At 72.7% G+C, this 25,082-nt stretch carries 16 protein-coding genes and 4 pseudogenes; 15 read left to right on the top strand and 5 right to left on the bottom strand.

The genetic code is table 11. The features are described from left to right. The first annotated feature begins 60 nt into the window (after positions 1-60). The 5 genes and pseudogenes from ACZ5DS_RS31215 (at position 61) to ACZ5DS_RS31195 (ending at position 7,324) form a co-directional block, all read left to right on the top strand. The gene (locus tag ACZ5DS_RS31215; RefSeq protein WP_468245156.1) at positions 61-2,814 is read left to right on the top strand and encodes a protein kinase; all 2,754 of its coding nucleotides are present in this window, start codon (positions 61-63) and stop codon (positions 2,812-2,814) included. 127 nt (positions 2,815-2,941) lie between these two features. Then, entirely contained in the window at positions 2,942-4,678 is a 1,737-nt protein-coding gene (locus ACZ5DS_RS31210) for a serine/threonine-protein kinase (RefSeq protein WP_468245154.1), read from the top strand. Between the two features lie 63 nt (positions 4,679-4,741). Next, positions 4,742-6,417 (top strand): annotated as a pseudogene (locus tag ACZ5DS_RS31205) (serine/threonine-protein kinase). Between the two features lie 28 nt (positions 6,418-6,445). Then, positions 6,446-7,083: pseudogene (locus ACZ5DS_RS31200) on the top strand (protein kinase domain-containing protein); the annotation flags it as partial. Positions 7,084-7,102: 19 nt separating this feature from the next. Then, complete coding sequence (locus ACZ5DS_RS31195) at positions 7,103-7,324, top strand: hypothetical protein (RefSeq protein WP_468245311.1); 222 nt, start codon at positions 7,103-7,105, stop codon at positions 7,322-7,324. On the opposite strand, the gene ACZ5DS_RS31190 is transcribed toward ACZ5DS_RS31195, so the two are convergent. Then, on the bottom strand, positions 7,311-8,246 hold the full coding sequence (locus ACZ5DS_RS31190) for an AraC family transcriptional regulator (protein WP_468245152.1): 936 nt from the start codon (positions 8,244-8,246) through the stop codon (positions 7,311-7,313). The genes ACZ5DS_RS31195 and ACZ5DS_RS31190 overlap by 14 nt on opposite strands. 71 nt (positions 8,247-8,317) lie before the next feature. Here ACZ5DS_RS31190 and ACZ5DS_RS31185 point away from each other — a divergent pair, with 71 nt between their 5' ends. The 4 genes from ACZ5DS_RS31185 to ACZ5DS_RS31170 all read left to right on the top strand — a co-directional run bounded on the left by ACZ5DS_RS31185 (position 8,318) and on the right by ACZ5DS_RS31170 (position 13,790). Continuing rightward, positions 8,318-9,220, top strand: a complete 903-nt coding sequence (locus ACZ5DS_RS31185) for an MBL fold metallo-hydrolase (protein ID WP_468245149.1) — start codon at positions 8,318-8,320, stop codon at positions 9,218-9,220. Positions 9,221-9,297: 77 nt separating this feature from the next. Next, positions 9,298-10,242, top strand: coding sequence for a serine/threonine-protein kinase (locus ACZ5DS_RS31180; RefSeq protein ID WP_468245147.1), 945 nt, complete (start codon positions 9,298-9,300; stop codon positions 10,240-10,242). A gap of 127 nt (positions 10,243-10,369) precedes the next feature. Continuing rightward, positions 10,370-11,983 (top strand): succinic semialdehyde dehydrogenase, encoded by a 1,614-nt coding sequence (locus ACZ5DS_RS31175; RefSeq protein WP_468245144.1) that lies wholly within the window; start codon positions 10,370-10,372, stop codon positions 11,981-11,983. A 28-nt stretch (positions 11,984-12,011) separates the two neighbouring features. Beyond that, complete coding sequence (locus ACZ5DS_RS31170; protein ID WP_468245142.1) at positions 12,012-13,790, top strand: GMC family oxidoreductase N-terminal domain-containing protein; 1,779 nt, start codon at positions 12,012-12,014, stop codon at positions 13,788-13,790. A 678-nt stretch (positions 13,791-14,468) separates the two neighbouring features. Here the strand turns inward: ACZ5DS_RS31170 and ACZ5DS_RS31165 are convergent. After that, positions 14,469-14,738, bottom strand: coding sequence for a chorismate mutase (locus tag ACZ5DS_RS31165; RefSeq protein WP_468245298.1), 270 nt, complete (start codon positions 14,736-14,738; stop codon positions 14,469-14,471). 268 nt (positions 14,739-15,006) lie between these two features. On the opposite strand from ACZ5DS_RS31165, the gene guaA reads away from it, so the two are divergent. Next, positions 15,007-16,587 (top strand): glutamine-hydrolyzing GMP synthase, encoded by a 1,581-nt coding sequence (gene guaA, locus ACZ5DS_RS31160; RefSeq protein ID WP_468245140.1) that lies wholly within the window; start codon positions 15,007-15,009, stop codon positions 16,585-16,587. Positions 16,588-16,593: 6 nt separating this feature from the next. Here guaA and ACZ5DS_RS31155 read toward each other — a convergent pair. Then, positions 16,594-16,815, bottom strand: a pseudogene (locus ACZ5DS_RS31155) (pyridoxamine 5'-phosphate oxidase family protein); the annotation flags it as partial. 13 nt (positions 16,816-16,828) lie between these two features. Next, positions 16,829-16,951: pseudogene (locus ACZ5DS_RS31150) on the bottom strand (pyridoxamine 5'-phosphate oxidase family protein); the annotation flags it as partial. A 140-nt stretch (positions 16,952-17,091) separates the two neighbouring features. Between ACZ5DS_RS31150 and ACZ5DS_RS31145 the strand changes: the two are divergent. Beyond that, positions 17,092-17,886, top strand: a complete 795-nt coding sequence (locus ACZ5DS_RS31145; protein WP_468245137.1) for a class II aldolase/adducin family protein — start codon at positions 17,092-17,094, stop codon at positions 17,884-17,886. On the opposite strand, the gene ACZ5DS_RS31140 is transcribed toward ACZ5DS_RS31145, so the two are convergent. Continuing rightward, complete coding sequence (locus ACZ5DS_RS31140; protein WP_468245135.1) at positions 17,883-18,770, bottom strand: DUF4429 domain-containing protein; 888 nt, start codon at positions 18,768-18,770, stop codon at positions 17,883-17,885. The two genes, ACZ5DS_RS31145 and ACZ5DS_RS31140, sit on opposite strands and share 4 nt — an antisense overlap. A 190-nt stretch (positions 18,771-18,960) precedes the next feature. Between ACZ5DS_RS31140 and ACZ5DS_RS31135 the strand changes: the two genes are divergently transcribed. The 4 genes from ACZ5DS_RS31135 (at position 18,961) to ACZ5DS_RS31120 (ending at position 25,051) form a co-directional block, all read left to right on the top strand. Further along, a complete protein-coding gene (locus ACZ5DS_RS31135; RefSeq protein ID WP_468245133.1) occupies positions 18,961-20,247 on the top strand; it encodes a hypothetical protein in 1,287 nt (428 codons plus the stop codon). A 138-nt stretch (positions 20,248-20,385) separates the two neighbouring features. Beyond that, positions 20,386-20,916: a DoxX family protein gene (locus ACZ5DS_RS31130; RefSeq protein ID WP_468245132.1), complete on the top strand. Its 531-nt coding sequence runs from the start codon at positions 20,386-20,388 to the stop codon at positions 20,914-20,916. Positions 20,917-21,283: 367 nt separating this feature from the next. Further along, the gene (locus tag ACZ5DS_RS31125) at positions 21,284-23,047 is read left to right on the top strand and encodes an endonuclease/exonuclease/phosphatase family protein (protein WP_468245129.1); all 1,764 of its coding nucleotides are present in this window, start codon (positions 21,284-21,286) and stop codon (positions 23,045-23,047) included. Between the two features lie 30 nt (positions 23,048-23,077). Further along, a complete protein-coding gene (locus ACZ5DS_RS31120) occupies positions 23,078-25,051 on the top strand; it encodes a phosphocholine-specific phospholipase C (protein WP_468245128.1) in 1,974 nt (657 codons plus the stop codon). The last annotated feature ends 31 nt before the right edge of the window (positions 25,052-25,082 follow it).

Here is a 25,082-nt window from a genome sequence, read left to right as displayed (position 1 = left end):
AATGGTTGCGGACCGTACGGAGCGGAATGTGGATGCCGAACGGGCCGATGGGGAACGGATGTGAACGACCAGGCGGCCGGGGGAGGCAACGTGGACGACTATGCGGGCCGGGTGCTCGCCGACCGCTACCGCCTGCCGCTTCCGCCCTCCGACGAGTACGAGCTGACCGAGACCCGTGCCTTCGACACCTACAGCGGCCAGGAAGTGCTGGTCCGTCAGGTGCCGTTGCCGGAGGTCGTCGAGGCCGAGGTGCTCGACGCGGAGGGGCTGCCCGAGGGGTTCACCGCCCGAGAGCGCGGGGCGCGCCGCACCCCGGCGGGGCGGACCGCCACCCGCCGTCCCTCGGATCCGGCGGTGCGGCGTGCCGTCGAGGCCGCGCAGGCGGCGGCCCGCATCCCCGACCATCCGCGCCTGGACCAGGTCTTCGACGTGTTCGCCGAGGGCGGCTCGCTGTGGATCGTCAGCGAGTGGGTGGCCGCCCGCCCGCTGTCCGCGCTGCTGGCCGAGCAGCCGCTGACGCCGTACCGGGCGGCCGAGGTCGCCTCCGACGTCCTCATGGCGCTGCGGGTGCTGCACGCCCACGGCTGGGTGCACCGCAATCTCACCGCCCGCACGGTCCTCGTCTGCGACGACGGCCGGGTGATGCTGACCGGCCTCGCGGTCGGCGCGGCGGAGGAGGCCCTGTGCGGGTACGACCCGGTGCCGGGGCAGGACGGACAGGAGGCGCCGGCGGGGGCGCCTGGGCCGGCGGTCGGCGGGGCCGGTGACGCCATCGGCAGCACGGGCGGTCGGGGTACCGCAGGTGCCGGTGGTGCCGATGGCGCCGGTGGTGCGGTCGCGGCTGTGAGCGGTCCGGTCGGCTCCACGGGATCCGTTCCGTCGCCCGAGGTGGATCCCGAGGCCGCGCGGCGGGCCGCGATCCAGGCGCGGGCGGTCGGCGGGCTGGCGGGGCCGGGCGCGAACGGGGGGCCGGGCGGGGCCACGGTCCCCGGACCGCCGGGGCGACGGGCCCTGGAGAGCGGTGACGACATCCGTGCCGCCCGTGCCGGAGCCATCGCCGCCTACCGCGCGGGAGCCCGGGCCGCGGCCCGGGTGCAGGAAGCCCAGCAGAACGGCCGCGCCGCCCTGCCCGGAGCCCGCCCGCCCGCCGAGGGCGACGCCGGGACCAACGGCACGGGCCGGCCGCCGTACTCCTCCGGCCAGGCCACCCAGCCACCCGGCAGGATCGCCGACCCCTACGGGGTGCACGGTGCCCCCTGGCACGGTGCCTCACCGCGCCCGGGCCCGAGCGGCACGCCCACCGCGCCGAGCGGTGACGGACAGCGACCCGGACTGCCGTCCGGAGCCCCAAGCCCCGGCACGACACCCGGCTCCGGCCGGCTTCCCGTACCGGGCCAGGCGCCCGGCGGTCCGGCGCGCGGCTCCGGTCAGGGCACCCTCGGCCCCGACCGCCACGCCGCCCTTCCGGGCCAGGCCCCCGCTCCCTCCGCGGGCGCGGCTCCCGTCGCCCTCCCCGCGCAGGGCTCCCCGGCTCCCCAGTGGGACGCCCCCGGTGTCGTACGCCGTGGCCCGGGTACCGCGCTGGCCGCTGAGCGGGCGCGGCAGGTGCGGATGACCGTGGTGGGGCCGGTGACCGAGCGATGGGCGCCGGAGCAGGCCGGGCCCGTGCACGAGAACTGGCAGCTGGCGCCGCCGATCGGGCCTGCCACCGACCTGTGGGCCCTCGGGGCGTTGCTGTTCCGGGCCGTGCAGGGGCATGCGCCCTACCCCGAGGAGTCCACGGCCGAGCTGGTGCAGCTGGTGTGCGCGGAGCCGCCCGCCTTCGCCGAGGAGTGCGGGCCGCTGCGCCCGGTCGTGGAGTCGCTGCTGCGCCAGGACCCCACCGACCGGCTGGACTTCGAGGAGCTGAGCGGCTGGCTGCGCTCGCTGGTGCGCTCCGCGCCCGAGCCGGACGCCGGCACCCATGTCGTGCCCGTCCCGCCCGCCGACCCGCGCCGGCTGCCGATCGTCCGGCGCCGCGGCGAGCTGGTGCGGCGGCGGCGCGCCGGGCTGCCCGCGACCCATCCGCACGGCCGGCACAAGCGGGCCCGGGAGGAGGCGACCCGTTCCCCGCGCAGCCTCGGCCGGACGCTGCTCCTGCTGATCCTGCTCCTGCTGGCGGGCGCGGTGGCGTACGCGATGCTGTTCATGCCGAAGCAGGGGGAGAGCGGCGCGGCCGGCAGCGAGCGCACCGGCAGCGCGGGCCAGGCGAGCCCCGCGCCCTCCCGCACCTCGTCACCGTCGTCCGGGCAGTCCGCGGACGGCGGCCCCTCGGCGTCCGCACCCGCCACCGAGACCCAGACCGACGGCGGCAGCGCGGTCGCCGACGGGTTCACCCTGCGCACGGACCCGGACGGCTTCCAGGTCGCCGTCGCCAAGGGCTGGGACCGCACCGGCAAGAACGGCAGTGGCCAGGTGGTGTACGCGCACGGGAACTTCGAGCTGCTCCTCGTGCCGGGCCGGGACGGCGCCGCGAGCTACGGCAGCGACCCGATGGCCTACCAGCGGGACAAGGAGCGCGAACTGCAGCCGTACCGGGACTCCAGCTGGGCCACCGCCACCGGTCTGAGAACCATCGAGGTCGGCGGACGGACCATGGCCGAGGGCCAGTTCACCTGGACCGACGCGCAGGGCCGCGACCTGTACGTGCGCAACATGGCGATCCTGCTGAACGGCCGCTACCACATCGTCCAGGTGCGGGGCCCGGAGGCCGAGCGGGACGAGGTGACGCGGCTGTACGAGCAGGCCACGGCGACGTACCGCTACACGCGTTGAGCGGCCTGTACACGGGGGCAGGGACAAGCGTCACAGGACTGTCACCTTGGCACCCCCCTTGTTCCCAGAGGGCAGACCGGTCCTTAGTCTGACCCTGTCAAGAGCATTGCGGGGCAACGTGAATCAGATGCAGGGCCTGCTGATAGCGGGCCGCTACCGGCTTGCCGATTCCATCGGCAGCGGCGGCATGGGCCGGGTGTGGCGCGCCCGCGACGAGGTGCTGCACCGGACGGTCGCCGTCAAGGAGTTGACCGCCGCGCTCTACGTCTCCGACAGCGACCGGGCCGTGCTGCTCGCCCGCACCCGGGCCGAGGCCCGGGCCGCAGCGCGCATCAACCACTCCGCCGTCGTCACCGTCCACGACGTGCTCGAACACGACGGCCGTCCGTGGATCGTGATGGAGCTGGTCGAGGGCAACTCGCTGGCCGACGCGGTCAAGGAGCGGGGCCGGATAGAACCGCGCGAGGCCGCCCGGATCGGCCTGTGGGTGCTGCGGGCGCTGCGCGCCGCACACTCCGCCGGTGTGCTGCACCGGGACGTCAAGCCCGGCAATGTGCTGCTGGGCCGCGACGGCCGGGTGCTGCTCACGGACTTCGGCATCGCGCAGATCGAGGGCGACACCACCATCACCCGCACCGGAGAGGTCGTCGGCTCGGTCGACTACCTCGCTCCCGAGCGGGTGCGCGGCCACGACCCCGGCCCGTCCTCGGACCTGTGGGCGCTGGGCGCCACGCTGTACACGGCGGTCGAGGGCCGCTCGCCGTTCCGCCGCACCTCGCCGCTGAGCACCATGCAGGCGGTCGTCGAGGAGGAGGTCGAGCAGCCCCGCCACGCCGACGCGCTCGGACCCGTGATCGCCGCCCTGCTGCGCAAGGAGCCGGCCCAGCGGCCGGGCGCGGAGGAGGCGGAGCAGATGCTCGCCGAGGCGGCGGAGGGCCGCCGGCCGAGCGCCGCGCAGGCCTTCGTCCCGACCCAGGGCGCGGGCGTGGACACCAGCGGGTCGTACGTCTCCGGTGCGCACGCTTCCGGTTCCTACGCTTCCGGTTCGTACACCTCGGCAGCGGGCACCTCGGGCTACGGCTCCGGGACGACGGCGGCCGGACACCGCTCGGGCCCGGCAGGGCGTTCCGTCACCGGTCCGACGGCGGTCGGCCCGGCCGGCATGGGACCGACCGCGGTGGGGCCCGCGCCCAGCGCACCGGTCCGCCCCCGCCCCCGGCGCCGGCTGCGCACGCTCGCGCTGGTCGTCGCCGTCGCGGCCGTGCTCGGCGGCGGCGCCGCGGTGCTCGTCCAGCAGTGGGGCGCCTTCCAGCAGGACACCGAGACGGGCGGGGCGACCCCGGCGCCGGCCACCTCGGCCACGAGCAGCCCGGGCCCGGAGGGCGCGGTCCCCGACAGCTGGGTGCGCAACGACGACCCGGAGGGCTTCAGCCTCTACCTGCCCAAGGGCTGGAAGCGCAAGGTGTACGAAATCAAGGGCAACCTCAAGCAGATCGACTACACCCCCGACGGCGGCAAGCACTTCGTCCGCATCGCCATCGACACCGACCCGGACTTCGCCGACGCCTACCAGCACCAGAAGGACCTGGAGCAGCAGCTCCAGCGGCTGGTCGGCTTCAAGACCGTGACCATGAAGGCGAACACCTACCGCGACCGCAAGGGCTCGCTGTGGGAGTACACCTGGACCGCGCTGAAGAAGGACCCGCCCCACGTGCCCGGGCCGCGGCACGCCGTCGAGGAGACGTACTACTCGCGGGAGGGCACGGAGTACGCGATCTACATGTCGACGCCCGAAGAGGACTGGGAGAAGACGAGCAGACAGTTCAAGTGGGTCCTCAAGGGCTGGCAGCCGAACTCCGGCTGACCGGGTGATGCTTGGCCGATGACCGTCCCGGAGGTGTGCGGCCGGTGCGGCATGATGGGGCTCATGGGATCCGAGGGGGACGACTTCCGTGTGATCGCGGGCCGTTACCGCCTTCAGGCGCGGATCGGCCGCGGCGGGATGGGCGTCGTCTGGCGGGCGAGCGACCAGGTGCTGGGACGCCTCGTGGCGGTCAAGGAGCTGGCCCCGGACGACTCCCTCACCGAGGACGACGCCCGTCGTCGCCGTGAGCGCACCTTCCGCGAGGCACGGGCGGTCGCGCAGCTGCACCACCCGCACATCATCGTCGTGCACGACGTGATCGAGCAGGACGAACGGCCGTACATCGTCATGGAATTGATCGACGGTGTTTCCCTCGCCGACCGTATCGCCGCAGGTGGCCCGGTCGACGCGGCGGAGGCGGCCCGGATCGGCATCGACCTGCTGAGCGCGCTGCACACCGCGCACGCGGCCGGGGTGCTGCACCGGGACATCAAACCCGCGAACGTGCTGATCGAGTCCGGCACCGACCGGGTCGTGCTCACCGACTTCGGTATCGCGCAGGTCGCGGGCGCCACCACGCTCACCGAGACCGGCTCCTTCGTCGGCTCGCCCGAGTACACCGCTCCCGAGCGGATGTCCGGCGTCCGGACCGGGCCGGAGTCCGACCTGTGGTCGGTCGGCGCGCTGCTGTGCGCGGTGCTCAGCGGCGAGTCCCCGTTCCGGCGCGACTCGATCGGCGGCATCCTGCACGCCGTCGTCGCCGCCGAGATCCGGCCACCCGCGCAGGCGGAGCCGCTGCTGCCCGTCGTACGGGGGCTGCTGGAGCGCGACCCCGAGCGGCGGCTGGGCGCGGCGGACGCCGAGCTGATGCTGCGGACGTTCCTGGAGACCGGCCGCACCCCGGCCACCCCGGGCACCCCGGGGCCGGGCCGCACGCCCCGGACCGGTGACTCCCGAGGCCGTACGCCCGTGATCCCCTACACGCCGACCCAGCACGACGTGCCGCGCGGCTCGCTCGCGCCGTCGGCGCCCACCGCCGAACAGGCCCCGGCCGCACGCCAGTCCGCGCGCGGCGTGCTGGTCGCGGCGCTGCTCGTGGCCGCGGTGGCCGGGGCGGGCGTGTCGGCGGCGGCCCTGCTGCTGAACCAGGGCGGGCACGGGGGAGGCGGCACACCGAGCCGTACGACGACCAGCCCGCCGACGCGGACGAGCAGTTCCTCATCACCTTCCCCTTCACCCACACCGTCCTCCACTGCCACGACACCCTCCTCGTCGGCCTCCGCCACCCACACCGCACCCTCCGGCTACCGCACCGCCCGCGACCCGGCCGGCTTCTCCCTGGCCGTACCGCAGGACTTCACCCGCGAACGGCAGGGCGAGCGGGTCTTCTACCTCTCCCCGGGGCAGACCTTCCGCCTCGGCATCAAGGTCGCCGAGCCCGAACCGGGCGGCCCCGTCGCGGTGCTGAACCGTTCCGCGGCCGACGGGCCAGCCACAACCCCGGTTACCACGACGGCCGGGTCACCAGGACCACGCACGCCGGACACCCCGCCGCGCTCTGGGAGTTCACCTGGGACGGCTTCAGCGCCGCGGAGGGCCCGCGCCACACCTACGACCTGTGCTGGGAGGAGGGCGGGCGGATGTACGACGTGTGGGTGTCGGCGCCGGTCGGCAAGGTCCGTGAGGCACGGGAGCACTTCGACGTGGCCGTGGACACCTTCTCGGTCACGGCTCTGTGACCGGTTCGTCTCCGCCGGGCGGTACCGGCTGCTCGCCAAGCTGGGCCACGGCGGGATGGGCACGGTGTGGCGGGCCGAGGACGAGATGGTGGACCGCGAGGTCGCCGTCAAGGAACCCCGGGTACCCGACCATCTTCCCTAGTGGGAACGCGCCAACGCCTTCGAGCGGATGCGCCGCGAGGCGCGCGCGGCGGCCCGGATCGGTCTCCAGGTGCTCGGCGCGCTTGAGGCGGCACATGCGGCGGGCGTCCTGCACCGGGACGTGAAACCGGACAGCGTGCTGCTGGGCCGGTACGACCGGGTCGTGCTCACGGACTTCGGCATCGCGCAGATCGAGGGCGAGACGAACTCCCGGACACCCTCCAGTCCGTCCTCAACGCCACCCCGGCCGCGCCCGCCGCCGCGCAGGGCCCGCTGGCCGAGGCCGTCAACAGCCTGCTCCGGAAGGACCCCGCCCGCCGTCCGACGGCGGCGCAGGTCCGTGCCCTGCTGGAAGGGGCCGCGAACCCGCCGGCGCCGGAGCCCACCCAGCGCGTGCAGGTCACCCGTGCCCCGCGCAGGGGACGGAAGGTCTGGCTGGGGGCGGGCGCCGCCGTGGTCGCGGCCGTGGCGGCCGGTTACCTGCTCCTCGCCGACCCCTTCGCGGAAGTCGGACGACTCCCTGAACGCGATCAAGAGCAATGCGGTGGCCCAGATGCGGGCCGACGACGAGAAGTTCAAGAACGAGGGCGAGTACGACCTCGACATGCCCAAGGGCGCGAAGACGCACCCGGACGACGACGCCACGTACCGCGGCAGAGAGGCCGCCACGAACACCGTCGCCCACCCGGGCAAGGGCGACTTCACGGCCCGGGGCCGGGAGGTGGCGAAGGCGGCGATCGCGAACCTGGACCTCAGGAAGCCCTGAGGTCCGGCCGGTCGGCCCGGACCTTCTCCCGGTACCTCCCCGGCGTCGTCCCGAACTCCCGGCTGAACGCATGCGAGAGGGCGTACGGGCTGCCGTAGCCGGACTCCCGGGCCACCGTGGCCAGGGGCACGTCCGAGTCGCGCAGGAGGGTCGCCGCCCGGGTCAGGCGCCACCAGGTGAGGTACGCCATCGGGGGGCGGCCGACGAGTGAGGTGAAGCGGCGGGACAGGGTGGCACGGGAGACGCCCGCTTGCGCGGCCAGCAGGTCGTTCGTCCAGGGGGCCGCGGGGTCGGTGTGCAGGGCGCGCAGCGCGGCCGCCGTAGCCGGGTCGGTCAGGGCCGTCGGCCACACGCCGGTCGACGCCTCCGTCATCCACGCCCGGATCAGGTAGATCAGCAGCAGGTCCAGCAGACCGGGGAGGGCGAGGGCCGATCCCGGCCGGGTGCCGGTCAGCTCCCTGGCCAGGAGATCCACCGCTGCACGCAGCTCGGGATGTGCGTCCATCCGGTTGCGCAGGTGCACCGTCTCCGGCAGCTCCGCCATCAAGGGATGCGCCCGGCTGCGGTCCAGCCGGTACTTGCCGCACAGCAGCTCCACTTCGGGCCCGTCCCCGGGGAGCCGTACGTCCGCGTCCCGCACCTCCTCGAACGGCACCGCCCGCCGCACCTCGGCCGGCCCCGCCGCCGCGTGCGCCAGCACGTGCCCGGCTCCGTGCGGCAGCAGCACGACATCGCCCGTGCCCAGGTCCACGGGATCACCGCCCCCCTCCGGCAGCAGCCGGCAGGCGCCGCCGAGGACCACATGGAAGCCGGCGCCCTCGTACGGCGCCAACCGCACGCACCAGCGGCCGCTCACCCGGAGCCGGTTCGAGGACGGCCGGCCCACCCGGACCGCGGAGATCGCATCGCTCACCACGTCCATGAGACGTCAGCGTATTCGATCGAGCCGGATGAGCATTGGGATGCTCACCTATGGTTCCTAGGGTCGTAGGCATGACTGACGACAACGTGCAGAGGTTCATGGTCGGGGACGTCGAGGTCCGACGCGTCGTCGAGTGGCAGGGGCCGTTCGCGGCGGCCCGGCAGCTCGTCCCGGACTGCGGCGCGGAGGTGTGGAAGGAGCACGAGGAGCAGCTCGTGCCCGGCCACTGGGAGCCCGGCGCCGACCTCGCCGTGTCCGCCCTGCAGACCTGGGTGGTGCGCAGCGCCGGACGGACGGTGCTGGTCGACACCGGCGTGGGCAGGGACCGGGAACGCCCCGGGAACCCGCTGTTCCACCGGCGCCAGGGCGACCTGCCGGGGCGGCTGCGGCAGGCCGGCGTGGACCCGGGAGACGTCGACTTCGTGGTGAACACCCACATCCACGCCGACCACGTCGGCTGGAACACCCACGACGCCGACGGCGTGTGGGCGCCCACGTTCCCGGGTGCCCGGTACCTCCTGCCGGCCGCCGACGACCACCACTTCGGGCCCGAGGGCGGCTACGGCGGCGGTGTGCGCGTGGACGACCGGCTCCTCTACGAGGACAGCATCGCGCCCGTGCACCGGTCCGGGCAGGCCGTGGTGTGGGACGGCGCGTACCGCATCGACGAGCATCTCGTCCTGGAGTCCGCCCCCGGCCACACCCCGGGCTCCTCCGTCCTGCGCCTGGAATCGCGCGGAGAACGGGCCGTGTTCGTCGGGGACATGCTGCACAGCCCGGTGCAGATCCTGCGCCCCGAGTGCAGCAGCTGCTTCTGCCTCGACCCGCGGCAGGCGGCCGAGACCCGGCTCCGGGTGCTCGAACGCGCCGCCGACGAGCGGGCCCTGGTGGTCCCCGCCCACTTCGCCGACGCGGGCGCGGTGGAAGTGCGCAAGGAGGGCGGGGAGTTCACCCTGCACCGATGGGCAGCCTGACCGTTCGCCCGTCTGACCGTTCCCCCGTCTGACCGCCCGCTTCGACAAGGGCATGGTGCGCACGGTACTCATGTGCCATGAGTGGAGACGGCGAACTCCCGCCCGACGGACGTCTGATCGGTGGGCGCTACCGGCTGGTCGAGCGGATCGGGTCCGGCCCGACCGGAACCGTCTGGCGCGCCCGGGACGAGCGGGGGCCGGGGCAGGTCGCCGTCAAGGAGCTCGCGCTGCCCGCCGATCCGGCCGACGACGAGGAGAGCCCGGGGGTACCTTCCACGCCCTTCAGGCAGTGGGGGAGTGTCGCGCAACGGCTCCACCACGAGGCCCGGGCCGCCGCGCGGGTGCGGCACCCCTCCGCCGTCACGATCCACGACGTCGTCAGCGAGGACGGAGTCCCCTGGATCGTCATGGAGTTGGTCGAGGGCGAGTCGCTGCGGGAGCTGGTCCGGCGCGGCCCCCTCCCGCCCGCCGAGGCCGCCCGGGTCGGGCTCGCGGTCCTCGGTGCGCTGCGGGCCGCGCACGCCGTCGGGATCGTGCACCGGGACGTCAAACCCGCCAACGTGCTGATCGAGTCCGGCACCGGCAGGGTCGTCCTCACCGACTTCGGGACCGGGGACGGGCACGACGTCGGGACGGGTGACGGGAACGCCGAGGAGGCTCCCGCCGCGTTCGTCGCCCCCGAGCGGGCCTCGGGCCCCGGCGCGGGGCCGGCCTCCGACCTGTGGTCGCTGGGCGCGCTCCTCGCCGCCGCCGTCGAGGGCGGGGACGCCGGCCCGCTCGGCCCGCTGCTGACCCGGCTGCACGCGCCGGAGCCGGAGGCGCGGCCGGGCGCGGCGGAGGTCGCGGCGGCACTGCAGGTCTGCGCGGGGGTGACGCCCGTGGAGGAGGCACCACCCGAGCCCGAGCCGGAACCCCAGCCCGTGCCGCCCGCCTCCGTCCCCGCCCCGACCCCCTCCGCCCGACCGCGCACCCCCCTCGCCGCGCTCGGTCTCCTCCTCGCGAAAAAACCCGGAGCCGAGTGATCGTCACCCCGACAACCCGCTGATCAGCTCATTCGCTGCCAGTGATCACTGGCGCCGTGTGAGCACTCCGTGAATCCCCGTTACCGACGGGTACCCAAAGCCTCCGCTGCGGCATACCCTGCGCGTCATGACGGACTCGCAGGCCCCGGACATCACCGGCACCAACCCCCTCGCGCCCGCCCCCGAGGGCGCCCGCACCGCTGCCGACGTGGTCACCCCCGAGCTGGTGGCCCAGCTGACCAAGGGCGTCGCCGGCTCAGGACGTACCGCCAACCACACCCCGTTCACCGGCGAGAAGCTGGCCGACCTGCCCGAGTCCACCCCCGAGGACGTGAGGGAGGCCTTCCAGGCCGCCCGCGCCGCACAGGCGGTGTGGGAGAGGACGCCGGTACGGCAGCGGGCCGCCGTGCTGCTCCGCTTCCACGACCTGGTGCTGGAGCGCCAGGCCGAGGTCCTCGACCTCATCCAGCTGGAGACCGGCAAGGCCCGCCTGCACGCGCACGAGGAGGTCCAGGCCGTCGCCGTCGCGGCCCGCCACTACGGCCGCAAGGCCCCCGCCTACCTGCGGCCCAAGCGGCACGCCGGCGCCATGCCGACCCTGACGAAGGTCACCGAACTCCGCCACCCGCGCGGGGTGGTCGGCCAGATCGCCCCCTGGAACTACCCTCTGGAGCTGTCCGTCGGCGACGCGCTGCCCGCCTTCGCCGCGGGCAACGCGGTCGTGATGAAGCCGGACACCGAGACCTGCCTGACCGCCCTGTGGGCCCGTGACCTGCTCATCGAGGCCGGACTGCCCGCCGACGTCTTCCAGGTCGTGCTCGGCGAGGGCCCGGTCGTCGGCCCGGAGGTCGTCAGGCACGCCGACTACGTCTCCTTCACCGGCTCCACCCGCACAGGGCGCGAGGTCGCCCAGGGTGCCGCCGCCCGCCTGGTCGGTGTCTCCCTCGAACTCGGCGGCAAGAACGCCATGCTGGTGCTGGACGACGCCGACATCGAGAAGGCCGCCGCCGGCGCCGTACGCGCCTGCTTCTCCTCGGCCGGCCAACTCTGCATCTCCATCGAGCGGTTGTACGTCCACGAGTCCATCGCAGACGCCTTCCTGGAGCGCTTCGCCGCCCGCACCAGGGCCATGCGGCTCGGCAACTCCCTCGCCTACGGGGCCGACATGGGCTCGCTGGTCGGCGAGCGGCAGCTGAAGACCGTCGAACGGCACGTGGAGGAGGCCGTCGCCAAGGGCGCCAAGGTGGTCGCGGGCGGTGTGGCCCGCCCGGACATCGGCCCGTACTTCTTCGAGCCGACCGTCCTCGACGGCGTCGAGGACTCCATGGCCGTGTGCGAGGAGGAGACCTTCGGGCCGGTCGTGTCCATCTACCGGTTCAAGACCGACGACGAGGCGGTCGAGCGCGCCAACTCCACGCCGTACGGCCTGAACGCGTCCGTGTGGACCAGGAGCGCCCGCCGCGGCCAGGACATCTCCTCCCGGCTGCGCACCGGCACGGTCAACGTCAACGAGGGCTACGCCCCCGCCTACGGCAGCGTCCAGTCCCCGATGGGCGGCATGAAGGACTCCGGCCTCGGCCGCCGCCACGGCTCCGAGGGCATCCTCAAGTACACCGAGGCCCAGACGGTGGCCGAGCAGCGGCTGCTGCCGATGGCGCCGTCGCTGGGGATGGACGACGAGAAGTACGCGGCGTTCATGAGCCGCAGTCTGAAGCTGATGAAGGCCTTGCGCTTCAAGTAGTAACAGCCGTTCTCAACGAGGAGAGCATGTGTCACAGGACACCTACGACTACGACGTCATCGTCGTCGGATCGGGCTTCGGCGGCTCCGTCACCGCCCTTCGCCTCACCGAGAAGGGCTACCGCGTAGGTGTCCTGGAGGCCGGCCGCCGCTTCACCCGCGAAACCCTCCCCAAGAACTCCTGGGACCTCAAGAACTACCTCTGGGCGCCGAAACTCGGCATGTACGGCATCCAGCGCATCCACCTGCTGGGCAACGTCATGGTCCTGGCCGGCGCGGGCGTGGGCGGCGGCTCCCTCAACTACGCCAACACCCTCTACGTACCGCCGAAGCAGTTCTTCGACGACCCCCAGTGGCGTGACATCACCGACTGGCAGGAGGAGCTGAAGCCGTACTACGACCAGGCCCAGCGCATGCTCGGCGTACGGCTCAACCCCACCATGACCCCGTCCGACGTGCACCTGAAGGCGGCGGCCGAGCGAATGGGCGTGGGGGACACCTTCCATATGGCGCCGGTGGGCGTGTTCTTCGGCGACGGCAAGGACGCGGAGGGAAAGGCGAAGGCGACCCCCGGCGGGCAGGTGGCCGACCCCTACTTCGGCGGCGCGGGCCCCGCCCGCAACGCCTGCACCGAGTGCGGCGAGTGCATGACCGGCTGCCGGCACGGCGCGAAGAACACCCTCAACGAGAACTACCTGTACCTCGCCGAGAAGGCGGGCGCGGTGGTCCACCCCATGACGACGGTCGTGTCCGTCACCGACGACTCGCGGGGCGGCTACGCGGTGGCGACCCTGCCGACCGACCAGAAGAAGAAGGGCAGGGGACGGCTCTTCACCGCGCGGCGGGTCGTGATCGCGGCCGGTACGTACGGCACCCAGACCCTGCTGCACCGCATGAAGGCCGACGGCCGGCTGCCGTACCTCTCCGCCCGCCTCGGCGACCTGACCCGCACCAACTCCGAGGCGCTGGTCGGCGCGCAGACCGACAACCGGCGCTACCGCAAGGCGACCGGGGAGCCGCAGGCCGACTTCACGCGCGGGGTCGCCATCACGTCCTCGGTCCATCCCGACGAGAACACCCACATCGAGCCCGTCCGCTACGGCAAGGGCTCCAACTCGATGGGCGGCCTGTCGATCCTCCAGGTCCCCTACGCCGAGGGCTCCTCGCGCGTGCTGGCCTGGCTGGCGAACGCGGCCCGCCACCCGCTGCTGGTCGCCCGCTCGCTGTCCAACCGGCGCTGGTCGGAGCGGACCATCATCGGCCTGGTGATGCAGTCGCTGGACAACTCGCTGACGACGTACCTGAAGCCCGGCGGCGTCGGCAAGGGCCTGCTCACCGCCCGCCAGGGCCACGGCGCCCCGAACCCCAAGCAGATCAAGGCCGCCTCCGAGGCCGCGTCCGCGCTCGCCGCCGAGATCAACGGCTTCGCCGGCAGCAACGTCGGCGAGCTGATGGGCACCCCGCTGACCGCGCACTTCCTCGGCGGCTGCCCCATCGGCGACTCCCGGGAGACGGGCGTGATCGACCCGTACCACCGGCTCTACGGCCACCCCGGCATCTCGGTGGTGGACGGCGCCGCGGTCTCGGCGAACCTGGGCGTGAACCCGTCGCTGACGATCACCGCGCAGGCCGAGCGGGCCATGTCGTACTGGCCGAACAAGGGCGAGGAGGATCCGCGTCCGGCGCAGGGGGCGGCGTACGAGCGGCTGAAGCCGGTGGAGCCGCGCACTCCCGCGGTCCCCGCGGACGCGTTCGCCGCGCTGAAGCTGCCGTTCCTGGGGATCCCGGCGGTACCGCCGAAGAAGTAGCCGGACCGGACCGAAGAGGTGCCGCGAAGCACCGAGGGACCTGCATCCCCCTCCGAACGCAGGTCCCTCGCTTCTTACCGTCTTCTTGATCCGGCAGCAGGTTTGATCGGCGAGGGGCCGGAACGGTTGCGCCGCCTTCACGAGATATTCATGTGACGTGTGTCACGCGTGATGCGCACGGCGAAGGGCCCCGCGGGACCTGAGGCCGCGGGGCCCTTCTTTCGTCAGCACCGACGTCAGGGCTGCGTCGGTGCCTGGAAGCGGCGCCGGGGGGTTGCGCCGCTCGCACTGTGGTCTCCGTCTCGGGCGGGCGTGGTGGGGCCGGCCCAATGCCGTTGTCTGCGAGGGGACTTGGGGCTGTCTACGCATCGTGCTGGATGAACAAGGCATCCGCAACCGTTTGACCCGGCACTGGTGCATATTTGCAGTTTTCCGCCGGTCGGCCCCGGGCGTCCCCGGAGCCGACCGTTCTCTTGGGTGACCGGGCTGCTGTCCCCTGCCGTCCGGTCACTTCCCTGGAGCGAGGTCCCACGGCGTACGGCACGACCCGTACGCCTCATCGCCCCAGCGAGCCACGCGTGGTTCTGTCGGGCCCGCCCCTGGCTGGCACGGACACCGGACACAACGAAGGGGTCGGCGGGCCGGTCACGCGCCGAGCGGGTGAGAGCGGGATCGAACTCAGATGCGACCCCGGCACAGCTCCAGCAGGGTCATGGCGAGGGCGGTGCCCGGCTTGCCGAGGGCCTCGCGGTAGCGACCGAGGATCTCCATCTCGCGGGAGAGGTGCACCCGCCGCCCGCCGGAGGCGATACGGGCCTCCTGGACGACGGCGGACACGGCCATCCGCTCCTGGATCAGGCCGATGATCCGGTCGTCGAGCGCGTCGATGCGTTCGCGGGCGTCGGCGATGGTCGCTTCCGGGGTGGTGGTCACGTCGGGCTCCTTGATCGGGAGGGTGGATGCCCTGGAACGACAGAACCCGGAAAACGACAGGCGCCCCGGGCCTTGTCGGCCCGGGGCGCCTGGGAAGTCGCTTGGCGTTGGCTCAAGCAGCACGACCATGGCAGCCGGCGGGCCGGGTGCCATAGGTAAAGACGAAGGTCGAGAGCTTGCGCATGGGGGTCAGTATGCCACGTCCCGGTCCAGAGGAAGCGTGCCCACCCACACCGTTAGACTCGTTAGCACAGACCCCCGCCCGACCACCAGAAGGCACCCCGTGTCATCAGCGACTTCCACTGCCGCCACCCCCGACACCGTCCTGGTCGTCGACTTCGGCGCGCAGTACGCCCAGCTCATCGCCCGTCGCGTCCGCGAGGCGCGGGTCTACAGCGAGATCGTGCCCAGCACCATGCCGGTCGCCGAGATGCTCGCCAAGAACCCCGCGGCGATCATCCTGTCCGGCGGCCCCTCGTCCGTGTACGAGGAGGGCGCCCCCCGCCTCGGCCGCGAGCTCTTCGAGGCCGGCGTCCCCGTCTTCGGCATGTGCTACGGCTTCCAGCTGATGGCGGAGGTCCTCGGCGGCACGGTGGACAACACCGGCGCCCGCGAGTACGGCCGTACCGACCTGCACGTCTCCCGCACGTCCTCCACGCTCTTCGAGGGCACCCCGGCCGAGCAGCACGTGTGGATGTCGCACGGCGACGCGTGCTCCGCCGCCCCCGAGGGCTTCACGGTCACCGCGTCCACGGACGTGGTCCCGGTCGCCGCGTTCGAGAACGACGAGAAGAAGCTCTACGGCGTCCAGTACCACCCCGAGGTCATGCACTCCACGCACGGCCAGCTGGTGCTGGAGCACTTCCTGTACCGCGGCGCGGGCCTGACCCCGTCCTGGACCACGGGCAACGTGATCGAGGAGCAGGTCGCCGCGATCCGCGAGCAGGTCGGCGACAAGCGCGCGATCTGCGGTCTGTCCGGCGGTGTGGACTCCGCCGTCGCCGCCGCCCTCGTCGCCCGCGCCATCGGTGACCAGCTGACCTGCGTGTACGTCGACCACGGTCTGATGCGCAAGGGCGAGACCGAGCAGGTCGAGAAGGACTTCGTGGCCGCGACCGGCGTCAAGCTGGTCGTCGTCGACGCCGAGGAACGCTTCCTCACCGCGCTGAAGGGCGTCTCGGAGCCCGAGGAGAAGCGGAAGATCATCGGCCGCGAGTTCATCCGCGTCTTCGAGCAGGCGCAGGCGGACATCATCGCGGACGAGGGTCCGGCGGTGGAGTTCCTCGTCCAGGGGACCCTCTACCCCGACGTGGTCGAGTCCGGCGGCGGCACCGGCACCGCCAACATCAAGTCGCACCACAACGTCGGCGGCCTGCCCGAGGACCTCGAGTTCCAGCTGGTCGAGCCGCTGCGCAAGCTGTTCAAGGACGAGGTCCGGATGGTCGGCCAGGAGCTGGGCCTGCCGGAGGAGATCGTCCAGCGCCAGCCCTTCCCGGGCCCCGGCCTCGGCATCCGGATCGTCGGGGAGGTCACCAAGGAGCGCCTGGACCTGCTCCGGGACGCCGACGCCATCGCCCGCGAGGAGCTGACCGCGGCCGGCCTGGACCGGGAGATCTGGCAGTGCCCGGTGGTCCTGCTCGCGGACGTCCGCTCGGTCGGCGTCCAGGGCGACGGCCGCACCTACGGCCACCCGATCGTCCTGCGCCCGGTCTCCTCCGAGGACGCCATGACCGCCGACTGGTCGCGGCTGCCGTACGACGTCCTCGCCCGCATCTCGACGCGGATCACCAACGAGGTCCGGGACGTCAACCGGGTCGTCCTCGACGTGACGTCGAAGCCGCCGGGCACCATCGAGTGGGAGTAGTCCTCCCTAGGCCCGCTTGAGCGTGCGCACCGGCGCTCCGGGCTTCCAGACCTGGGTGACCAGGTACTTCTCGTCCTCGACGTAGGTCCGTACGACCTCCGTCAGCTCGGTGCGGAAGAGGTGGAACGGCTGCGGCGGTTCCACCTCTTTCAGGTACGCCCCCTTCATCGCCGTATCGACGACCTCGAAGGCCCGCCCGGCGACCCGGACATCCCCGCTGCCCATGTCGGCGTCGCTCACAGGTGCGCGGGGAGCCGTCCCTGCGCAGGGTCGCGAGGACGTGGTGCCGGTAGGCGCCGAAACGCTTCTCGGCGATCTCTGCCAGGTCGGGTGCGGAGGTCGTGAAGGCTGTCCAGTTGGTCATACGCGCCAGTCTCACCGGCAAACCGGACATCCTCTGTCGGGTATTCGCCGCCTACGTCATCTTTACAAAACAGCTCTGCCCTTTTGCGCTGACCGGCGGTAACTTCCGGCCCGTACAGCAATCCCCCCGCTGGAGGACCTATGCACGGGCCCACCCCACCCCTCCCGCTGCCCACCGACCAGCTGCGGTTCGCCATGCCGCCGATGCACGACTCGGTCGAGGACGAACGCCGGCACCGCAAGGAGCGGCTCGCGGGCGCCCTGCGGGTCTTCGGGCGCGCCGGACTCGAGGACGGGGTATCGGGTCACATCACCGCGCGCGACCCGGAGTTCACCGACTGCTTCTGGGTCAACCCGTTCGGGATGCCGTTCAAGCACGTCACCGTCAGCGACCTCGTCCTCGCCAACCAGGACGGGCAGGTGGTCGAGGGCCGTTACCACGTCAACCAGGCCGCGTTCACCGTGCACGCCCAGGTCCACGCCGCCCGCCCCGACGTCGTCGCCGTCGCCCACTGCCACTCCGTGCACGGCCGGGCCGTCGCCGCGCTCGGCGACCTCATCGACCCCCTCACCCAGGAGAGCTGCGCCTTCTACGAGGACCTGGCGCTCTACGACGCCTACACCGGCGTCACCGTCGACGCCGAGGAGGGCCGCCGGATCGCAGGGGCCCTCGGCTCCCGCAAGGCGCTCGTGCTGCGCAACCACGGGATGCTCACCGTCGGGGACTCGGTGGACGCGGCGGCCTGGTGGTTCCTGTCGCTGGAACGGTCCTGCCAGGTGCAGCTGATGGCGAAGGCGGCCGGCCGGCCCGTCCTCATCGACCACAAGCAGGCCGTGGCCACCCGCGAACAGCTCGGCGGCGACCTCGTGGCCTGGATCAACTACCAGCCGCTGTGGCAGGACATCAGCCGCAGCGAGCCGGACCTGCTCAGCTAGGGCCTGTCCTGGAAACCTCGCAGGATGGTGGTCTTCGTCGTCGCGAACTCCTCGTCCGTGAGCACCCCGTCGCGGTGCAGCTCGCCGAGCTCCCGGAGGCGGCGCAGCAGTACGTCGTGGTGGGCGGCCTGCGCGGGCACGGTGGCCGGCGACCGTTCCCGGTCCGTGACAGCGCGGGCGGAGGGATGCGGCAGCCGGGCGGTCACGGCCGCCGCGACCAGCGCGGTCAGCAGGTCGCGGCGGACGCTGCCCCACAGGTCGAGCGTGTAGGGGTCCCGCTCGGGCGGCAGCTTGGAGAACACCGTCTCCCGGGTCACGAACCGCAGGAAGCCGTCCTCATAGCCGGAGTTGGGCAGCCACTCGACCTGGACCAGGTCGCCGAGGCCGATGATGCGCGGTCCGGTCGCGCGCTTGACCCGGTCCGAGGTGTCGGCCCAGTCGATGCGCACCTGGGCGCCGTCGAAGGAGACCGTGCCGTCGGAGGACCGCACCGAGACCGGCACGGGCGGCCCCGTCAGCAGATAGGCCGCCGTGGGCTCCTTGGGGACCTGGTCGAGCAGCAGCGCGTGCCGGATCTCCTCGGCGACGAACTCGGCGACCCCACCGCGGTCCGCGTGCACGGCCAGCCGGTAGGGGTCGGCCGCGTCCGGCAGCCGCCCGCCCGTGGCCTGGAGCAGGGGGTCGGCGCCCTCGCGCAGTCGCAGCCGCAGCAGGCCCCGCTTGCGCCGGGGTTCGTAGCCGACACCCGACACCGCTGCCAGCGGTACGGCGATCTCCCCGTACGTCTGCCGGAACAGCGGTACGGAACGGTGGAGTCCGGGGGTGATCCGGATCGTGCTGCCGTCGAACGCCCAGGTGCCGTCCCGCTGGATGATCTCGGCCATACGGAGATTCTCGCAGCCGGGTCAACACAGCGGCCCGAACTTCACCCGCACTGACCCGTCCCGGCGGGCCCCGACGGCCCCGCGTAGGGCACAATTCGCTCTCGACAGACGGGAGTTGCACGGCGGCGGACCGGCTCGCAAAGGGGGCCGCCGGCCGTGTCTCGGGCCGAGGGGAAGGCGGGCGTCGGGCGTGGCGGTGCAGGAGGCGAGTCAGGGCGCGGCAACGGGTGCCGTCGGGGCGCACGGGGGCGGCTGCACCTGCGGGGACTGTCCGCACGGGGCCCGCGAGGGGCATCGACGGGCCGTCGCCGCGTTCCTGCGCGCCCGCGACGCGTTCGCGGCCGGGCAGGGCCTGCCGACGGCCGTGGCGCACTCGGCCTCCGCGTCCCGCCAGTGGGTGTCCGAGGAGCTGACCCAGCAGGCGGAGGCCGTCGCCGAACGGGGCCGGGCGGAGGGCGAGGCGTGGCTGGCCCGGCTGTGGCTGCGCACGGTGTGCGCGGTGTGGGGCGCGGTCGTCGCCCTGCTGCTCGGCGAGTCGCTCACCGCGGTCGGTGCGGGCTGGACCAGCGCCCGTACGGCCGCGCTGCTCGCCGCGCTCGTCGTCGCGGTGGCCCTGACCGCCGCCTCCTGGTTCCATCGTGCGCGCGGCGGCGTACTGGCCCCCGTGATCGGCGAGGACAACCGGATGTCCACCTCCCGTACGGTGGCGGCCGGTTGGGTGCTGCTCGTCGCCTACGCGATCCTGCTGCTGGCGGGCCGCCTGGCCGCCGCCTCCGACCACGCCGAACGCGACGCGCTCCTGGCCGGCCTCGACCTCGCGCGCGGGGCGGGCACGGTGACCGTCCTCGCCGTGGTCTGCGGCATCGCCGTGCTGGTCCGCCGGGTGGTCGGCCTGCGCATCCTCGCCCTGCGGCTGCAGAAGGTGCCGGCCCACCGGCCGCGCGCCGCCGACCTGCTGACCGACGACTCCGGCCGGGGCGCCTTCGCCGACCTCCAGTACGTCGTCGTCAGCTCCGTCGCCGTGCTCTTCGCCGCCGTACGACTGGCCCGCCGCCCCGACCAACTGCCCGACCTGCCCTGGGGGCTCGCGGTCGTGGTCCTGATCTCCGCCGCGACCTACCTGGCCGGCAAGTACGCCGAGGGCGGCCGGCCGGTGATCCTCTCCGTGGTCCGCGCCCGCGAGCCCGGAGACCTGGACGGACCGATCCGCACCGGCGACGACATCGAGATCCGCGGCACCGGCTTCGTCCCGCCCGGCGCCCAGACCGCCGACCGCCTCTCCCGCATGGTCGTCCGCATCGGCTCCGTCGACGTCCACGTCCCGCTCGTCCCCGTCGCCGGAGGCTTCCGCAACCCCACGGACACCGTCCTGACCGTGCCCGTACCGGCCGAGGTGGAGCCCGGATCGGTGGAGGTACAGGTGGTCACTGCCTCCGGGGTGGCGACCAATCGGTGCATAGTCCAGGTGACCGAGTGAGAGCCGGAGGCCGCCCTTCGCCCGTGACGGGGACCCGAAATCCGCAAAAACGTCCGGGAGAGGATTGAACCGGCGACGTCGGTCATACGTATCGTCGGGTGAGGAGTCTGCACAGCGGGCGAGAGGCGGCTTACAGCGATGACTCACGGCATCCGAACGGACACACACACCTCCTACCTCAACCGCGACGGCGGCTGGCGGGACACCGTCGCCCGCTACGCCCTCCTTCCGCTGCGCGTCTTCCTCGGCGTCACCTTCGTCTACGCCGGTCTCGACAAACTCACCGACAGCGCCTTCCTGAAGTCCGGCGGCGCGGGCTCGATCGGTGAGACGATGCGCGCGGCCCGCGACTCCGCCGCCATCCCGGCCCTGATCGACATGGCCCTGAAGAACCCGGTCGGCTTCGGCTACGCCATCGCCCTCGGCGAACTGGCCGTCGGTATCGGCACCCTGCTGGGCCTGTTCGGCCGACTGGCCGCCCTCGGCGGCGCCCTGATCTCGCTGAGCCTGTGGCTGACCGTCAGCTGGGCCACGACGCCGTACTACTTCGGCAACGACCTCGCCTACCTGATGGCCTGGCTGCCCCTCGTCCTCGCCGGCGCCCCCTACCTCTCCCTGGACGCGGCCTGGCGCACCCGGCGCCGACAGCGGACGGGCGGCTACCGCTAGCTCTTCCACCTGTACTCGTTCGGCCCTCCGCTGTGCACAGCGGAGGGCCGAACCATTGAACGGCGCGAGGTGTCGTATCCGTCCGGGCGGCCACGCGTCGGCATGCGGCCCTGGCAGCCTCTGTGAGTAGCACCGGAGGCAGATGGCCTGGGAAATGCGCAGGTCAGATGCCCAATTCCGGTGAGGTTCCAGCCTTTTGGCGCGCACAGGGAGTCCTCAGATTTCCGTCTTCTTCCCGGGCGTCGGCAACCTCTCGTTCACGGGGCCGTCGCCGGGGGACGGCTTGCTATGGGGCGAAGTTATCTAGACAACTTTGCTCACCCGGGTGCCGCCGCGGCGGCACCCGGGGCGGAGAGGACCCAACACCGTGTCATCCCTCTCACAGGCCGCCGCGTCCGGGAGCAGCATCGCGATCGGCTCCCCGACGCCCCCGCAGCGCGGCGACAAACTGGCCTTCACCTGGGCGACGGACGCGCCCGACCCCAAGAACTGGATCGGCGTCCACCCCGCCGACCGGCTGCCCGGCAGCGGCAGCAACTCCCTGGTGTGGGCGTACGTGCCCGGCGCGTCCGGGCAGACCACCCTCGACACCTCCGGCCTCAGTGGCGGGCCCTACATCGCGTATCTGCTGGCCAAGGACGGCTACGGCGTCCTCGCCAAGACGGAGCCGTTCAGCTTCGCCGGCGCGCCCGCCGGTGACTCGGTCGAGCTGACGACACCCGCCCCGCACGAGGGCGACAAGGCCTCCTTCCACTGGACGACCGACGCACCCGACGCGAAGAACTGGATCGGCGTGTACGACGGCGACCGGCAGCCGGGGCACGGCTCCTCCCTCGCCTGGGAGTACACCCCTGGTGCCTCCGGCGACATCACCCTCGACACCTCGGGCCTCAGCGGCGGGCCGTACACCGCCTACCTGTTGGCCAAGGACGGCTACGGCATCCTCGCCAGGACGGCCCCGTTCAGCTTCGCGGTGCGCCCCGAGATCCCGCGCCCGCACGCGGTCGTGGACGCCGTCACCACCGAGCCGCAGACCGCGGGCCAGGACTTCTCGGTGAAGCTGGGCGGTCTGTGGATCAGGCCCGAAGGAAACGCCCCGGGCAGCGCGACCTTCAAGCGGGTCGGGGGCGACCCCTGGCTGTCGGTGGCCGCGGACGGCACGGTCAGCGGTACGGCCCCGCTCCTCGCGCCCCGGAAGCCCGGCCGGCTGGTGGCCGCCGTCACCGACAGCGCCGTCGGCAGCGACACCATCACCGTCCAGGTGCCGGTGCGCACCTCGCGGGAGCGGCTGCGGCTGAAGGTGGCCACGCTGAACCTCTGGGACGCCGGCACCCACGTCGACGGGTTCCTGGAGAAGTGGCTGCGGCTGGTGCTCACCCAGGGCCTGGACGTCGTAGCGCTCCAGGAATGCGGTGACAAGGCGGCCGAGAACCTCGCCGGAGCGCTCGGCTGGCATGCGCACCGGGCCGGCGGCCTCGGCATCGTGAGCCGTTACCCCCTCACCGACGTCGTCGCCCCCACCGCGGCGCTCCCGGCCGCAGCGGCGACGCTGCACCTGCCCGGCGACCGCACGGTACGCCTGTGGACGGCCCAGTTGGACGAAGCCGACTACGGGCCGTACGCGCTGCCGGCCGGTCGCACCCCCGCGCAGGTCGAGGCGGCGGAGAAGGAGACGGCCCGCTACCGGCAGGCGCAGGCGCTGGTGGCCGCGCTGCGGCCGGAACTCGCCTCCCGCACACCGATCGTGCTGGCGGCCGGACTCGCCTCGCCGTCCCACCACGACTGGACGAGCCGGACCGCGTCCGCGCACGGCGGAGTGGGCCGGGTCCGCTGGCCCGTCACCGAGGCGCTGGAGCAGGCCGGCCTCGTCGACGCCTTCCGCGACGCCCACCCCAGCCCGGTGAAGGCACCCGGCATCACCTGGTCCCCCGTCAGGCCGCAGCACGAGGGCGGCGGCTCGGAACCCCAGGACCGGATCGACCAGATCCAGTTCGCCGGGCGGCTCAAGGTCCTTGAGGCGCACAACCTGTTCACGGGCTGGCCCCGACCGGTCCCGGACACCGCCGCCAACGGCTGGCCCTCCGACCACGCCGCCGCCGTCGTCACCTTCTCCCTGTCCGCCCGCGGCTGACCGCGAACGACCCGAAGGACCTTTCCTCCCATGACTCCCAAGGCCGAGATCAGCCGCCGCTCCTTCATCGGCACCGCCGCGGCCGGAGCCGCCCTCGCGGCCGGAATACCCGGCACTGCGGAGGCCGCCGGCGCCCGCCACGGCAGTCTCGCCGACGTCAGGCACGTCGTCATCCTGATGCAGGAGAACCGCAGCTTCGACCACTACTTCGGCACCCTGAGCGGGGTGCGGGGCTTCGGTGACCGCCAGGCCACCGTCCTCCCGGGCGGCGAATCGGTGTTCCGCCAGCCCGCCAGAGGCCGCAAGGAGGGCTACCTCCTGCCGTTCCGCATGGACACCACGAAGTACAACGCGCAGAACGCGGGCGGCCTCCCGCACGACTGGGACACCGGCCACACCGCCGTCAACGGCGGCGCCATGAACAAGTGGGTCTCCGCCAAGGGCGAGCGGACCATGGGCTACTTCACGCGCGAGGACATCCCCTACCAGTACGCGCTGGCCGACGCCTTCACCCTCTGCGACGGCTACTTCTGCTCGCTGAACGGCCCCACCGACCCCAACCGCCTCTACCTGTGGACCGGCACCGCAGGCCCCGGCGTCGACGGCACCACCGGCCCGTGGACGGACAACACGCCGGTCACCAACAACCCGGTGGCCGACTGGACGACCTACGCCGAACGCCTGGAGCAGGCCGGTGTCACCTGGCGCGTCTACCACAACCCGGATGGCTCCGACGATCGTTACGGCGACTACGACGACAACGCGCTGTCGTACTTCAAGCAGTTCCACGCGTTCCCCAAGGATGACCCGCGCTACGTCAACGCCATGACGAAGTGGGACCTCACGGCGTTCGACCAGCACTGCAAGGACGGCACCCTGCCCACCGTCTCCTGGCTGGTGGCGCCCTACCTGTTCTGCGAGCACCCGAACGCCAGCCCCGACTACGGCGCCCACTGGGTCAACACCGCGCTGCAGTCGCTGTTCTCCAACCCCGAGGTGTGGCAGCACACCGTCTTCCTCCTCATGTACGACGAGAACGACGGGTACTTCGACCACGTCATCCCCCCGTCCCCCGAGCCGGGCACCAAGGACGAGTTCGCGAACGGCAAGCCCATCGGTCTGGGCAGCCGGGTGCCGCTGTGGGTCGTCTCGCCGTGGTCGCGCGGCGGCTGGGTCAACTCCCAGGTGTTCGACCACACCTCGGTGCTGCGCTTCCTGGAGCGCGTCACCGGTGTGCACGAGCCCAACATCTCCGACTGGCGGCGCACCGTCTGCGGCGACCTCACCAGCTGCTTCGACTTCGCCAAGCCCGACTACAGCATCCCCGAACTCCCCGACACGGTCGCCCTGATGGCCAAGGCGGACGCCGGCAACTCCCTGCCGCCGGTCAAGATCCCCGACCAGCAGTCCATGCCCGCCCAGGAGAAGGGCCACCGGCCGCGCCGCGCCCTGCCCTACCGTCCGTGGGCCGATGTGCAGGTCGATCGGACCACCGGCAAGGTCACCTGCACCCTCACCAACGACGGCAGCGTCGGCTACCACTTCACCGTCCTGCCGAACGTCGCCCTGCCCTTCGACGGCACGCCCTTCACGGTCCCGCCGCGCTCGTCCCGCACCTATGTGTGGGACGCCGCCGACACCGACGGCCGCTACGACTTCTCCGTGTACGGCGCCGACGGTTTCGTCCGCCGCTTCTCCGGCACCGTCGTCCGCGCCGGCCAGGACGATGTGGCGGTGCCCTCGGTGACGGCGGCCCTGCGCCACTCCGGGCGGCCGGAGCACGCCACGGTGGAGCTGGAACTGCGCAACACCGGCGGCACCGACGTGGCGTTCACCATCACGCCGAACGACTTCACCGGCGAGGAGCGGACCGTGTGGGTCGGGACGGGCGACCGCACCCGCCTGACGTGGCGCACCGACGAGGGGCGGTACGACATCACGGTCACCGCGGGCACCGGCACCCGGTTCGCCCAGCGGTACGCCGGAACCGTCCACACCGTGTGAGCCACCGCCGGCGAGGACCGGGCGCCGACAC

This window comes from Streptomyces sp. NPDC031100 (assembly GCF_055570785.1).
The sequence above is the reverse complement of the archived record's forward strand: the minus strand, read 5'-3'. Positions and strand labels throughout refer to the sequence as shown.

Coding starts and splice junctions, on each gene's coding strand:
- ACZ5DS_RS31190 (WP_468245152.1), bottom strand. CDS start 8,246: ATGGACGTGGTGAGCGATGCGATCTCCGCGGTCCGGGTGGGCCGGCCG.
- ACZ5DS_RS31120 (WP_468245128.1), top strand. CDS start 23,078: ATGACTCCCAAGGCCGAGATCAGCCGCCGCTCCTTCATCGGCACCGCC.
- ACZ5DS_RS31180 (WP_468245147.1), top strand. CDS start 9,298: ATGAGTGGAGACGGCGAACTCCCGCCCGACGGACGTCTGATCGGTGGG.
- ACZ5DS_RS31130 (WP_468245132.1), top strand. CDS start 20,386: ATGACTCACGGCATCCGAACGGACACACACACCTCCTACCTCAACCGC.
- ACZ5DS_RS31145 (WP_468245137.1), top strand. CDS start 17,092: ATGCACGGGCCCACCCCACCCCTCCCGCTGCCCACCGACCAGCTGCGG.
- ACZ5DS_RS31140 (WP_468245135.1), bottom strand. CDS start 18,770: ATGGCCGAGATCATCCAGCGGGACGGCACCTGGGCGTTCGACGGCAGC.
- ACZ5DS_RS31210 (WP_468245154.1), top strand. CDS start 2,942: ATGCAGGGCCTGCTGATAGCGGGCCGCTACCGGCTTGCCGATTCCATC.
- ACZ5DS_RS31175 (WP_468245144.1), top strand. CDS start 10,370: ATGACGGACTCGCAGGCCCCGGACATCACCGGCACCAACCCCCTCGCG.
- ACZ5DS_RS31185 (WP_468245149.1), top strand. CDS start 8,318: ATGACTGACGACAACGTGCAGAGGTTCATGGTCGGGGACGTCGAGGTC.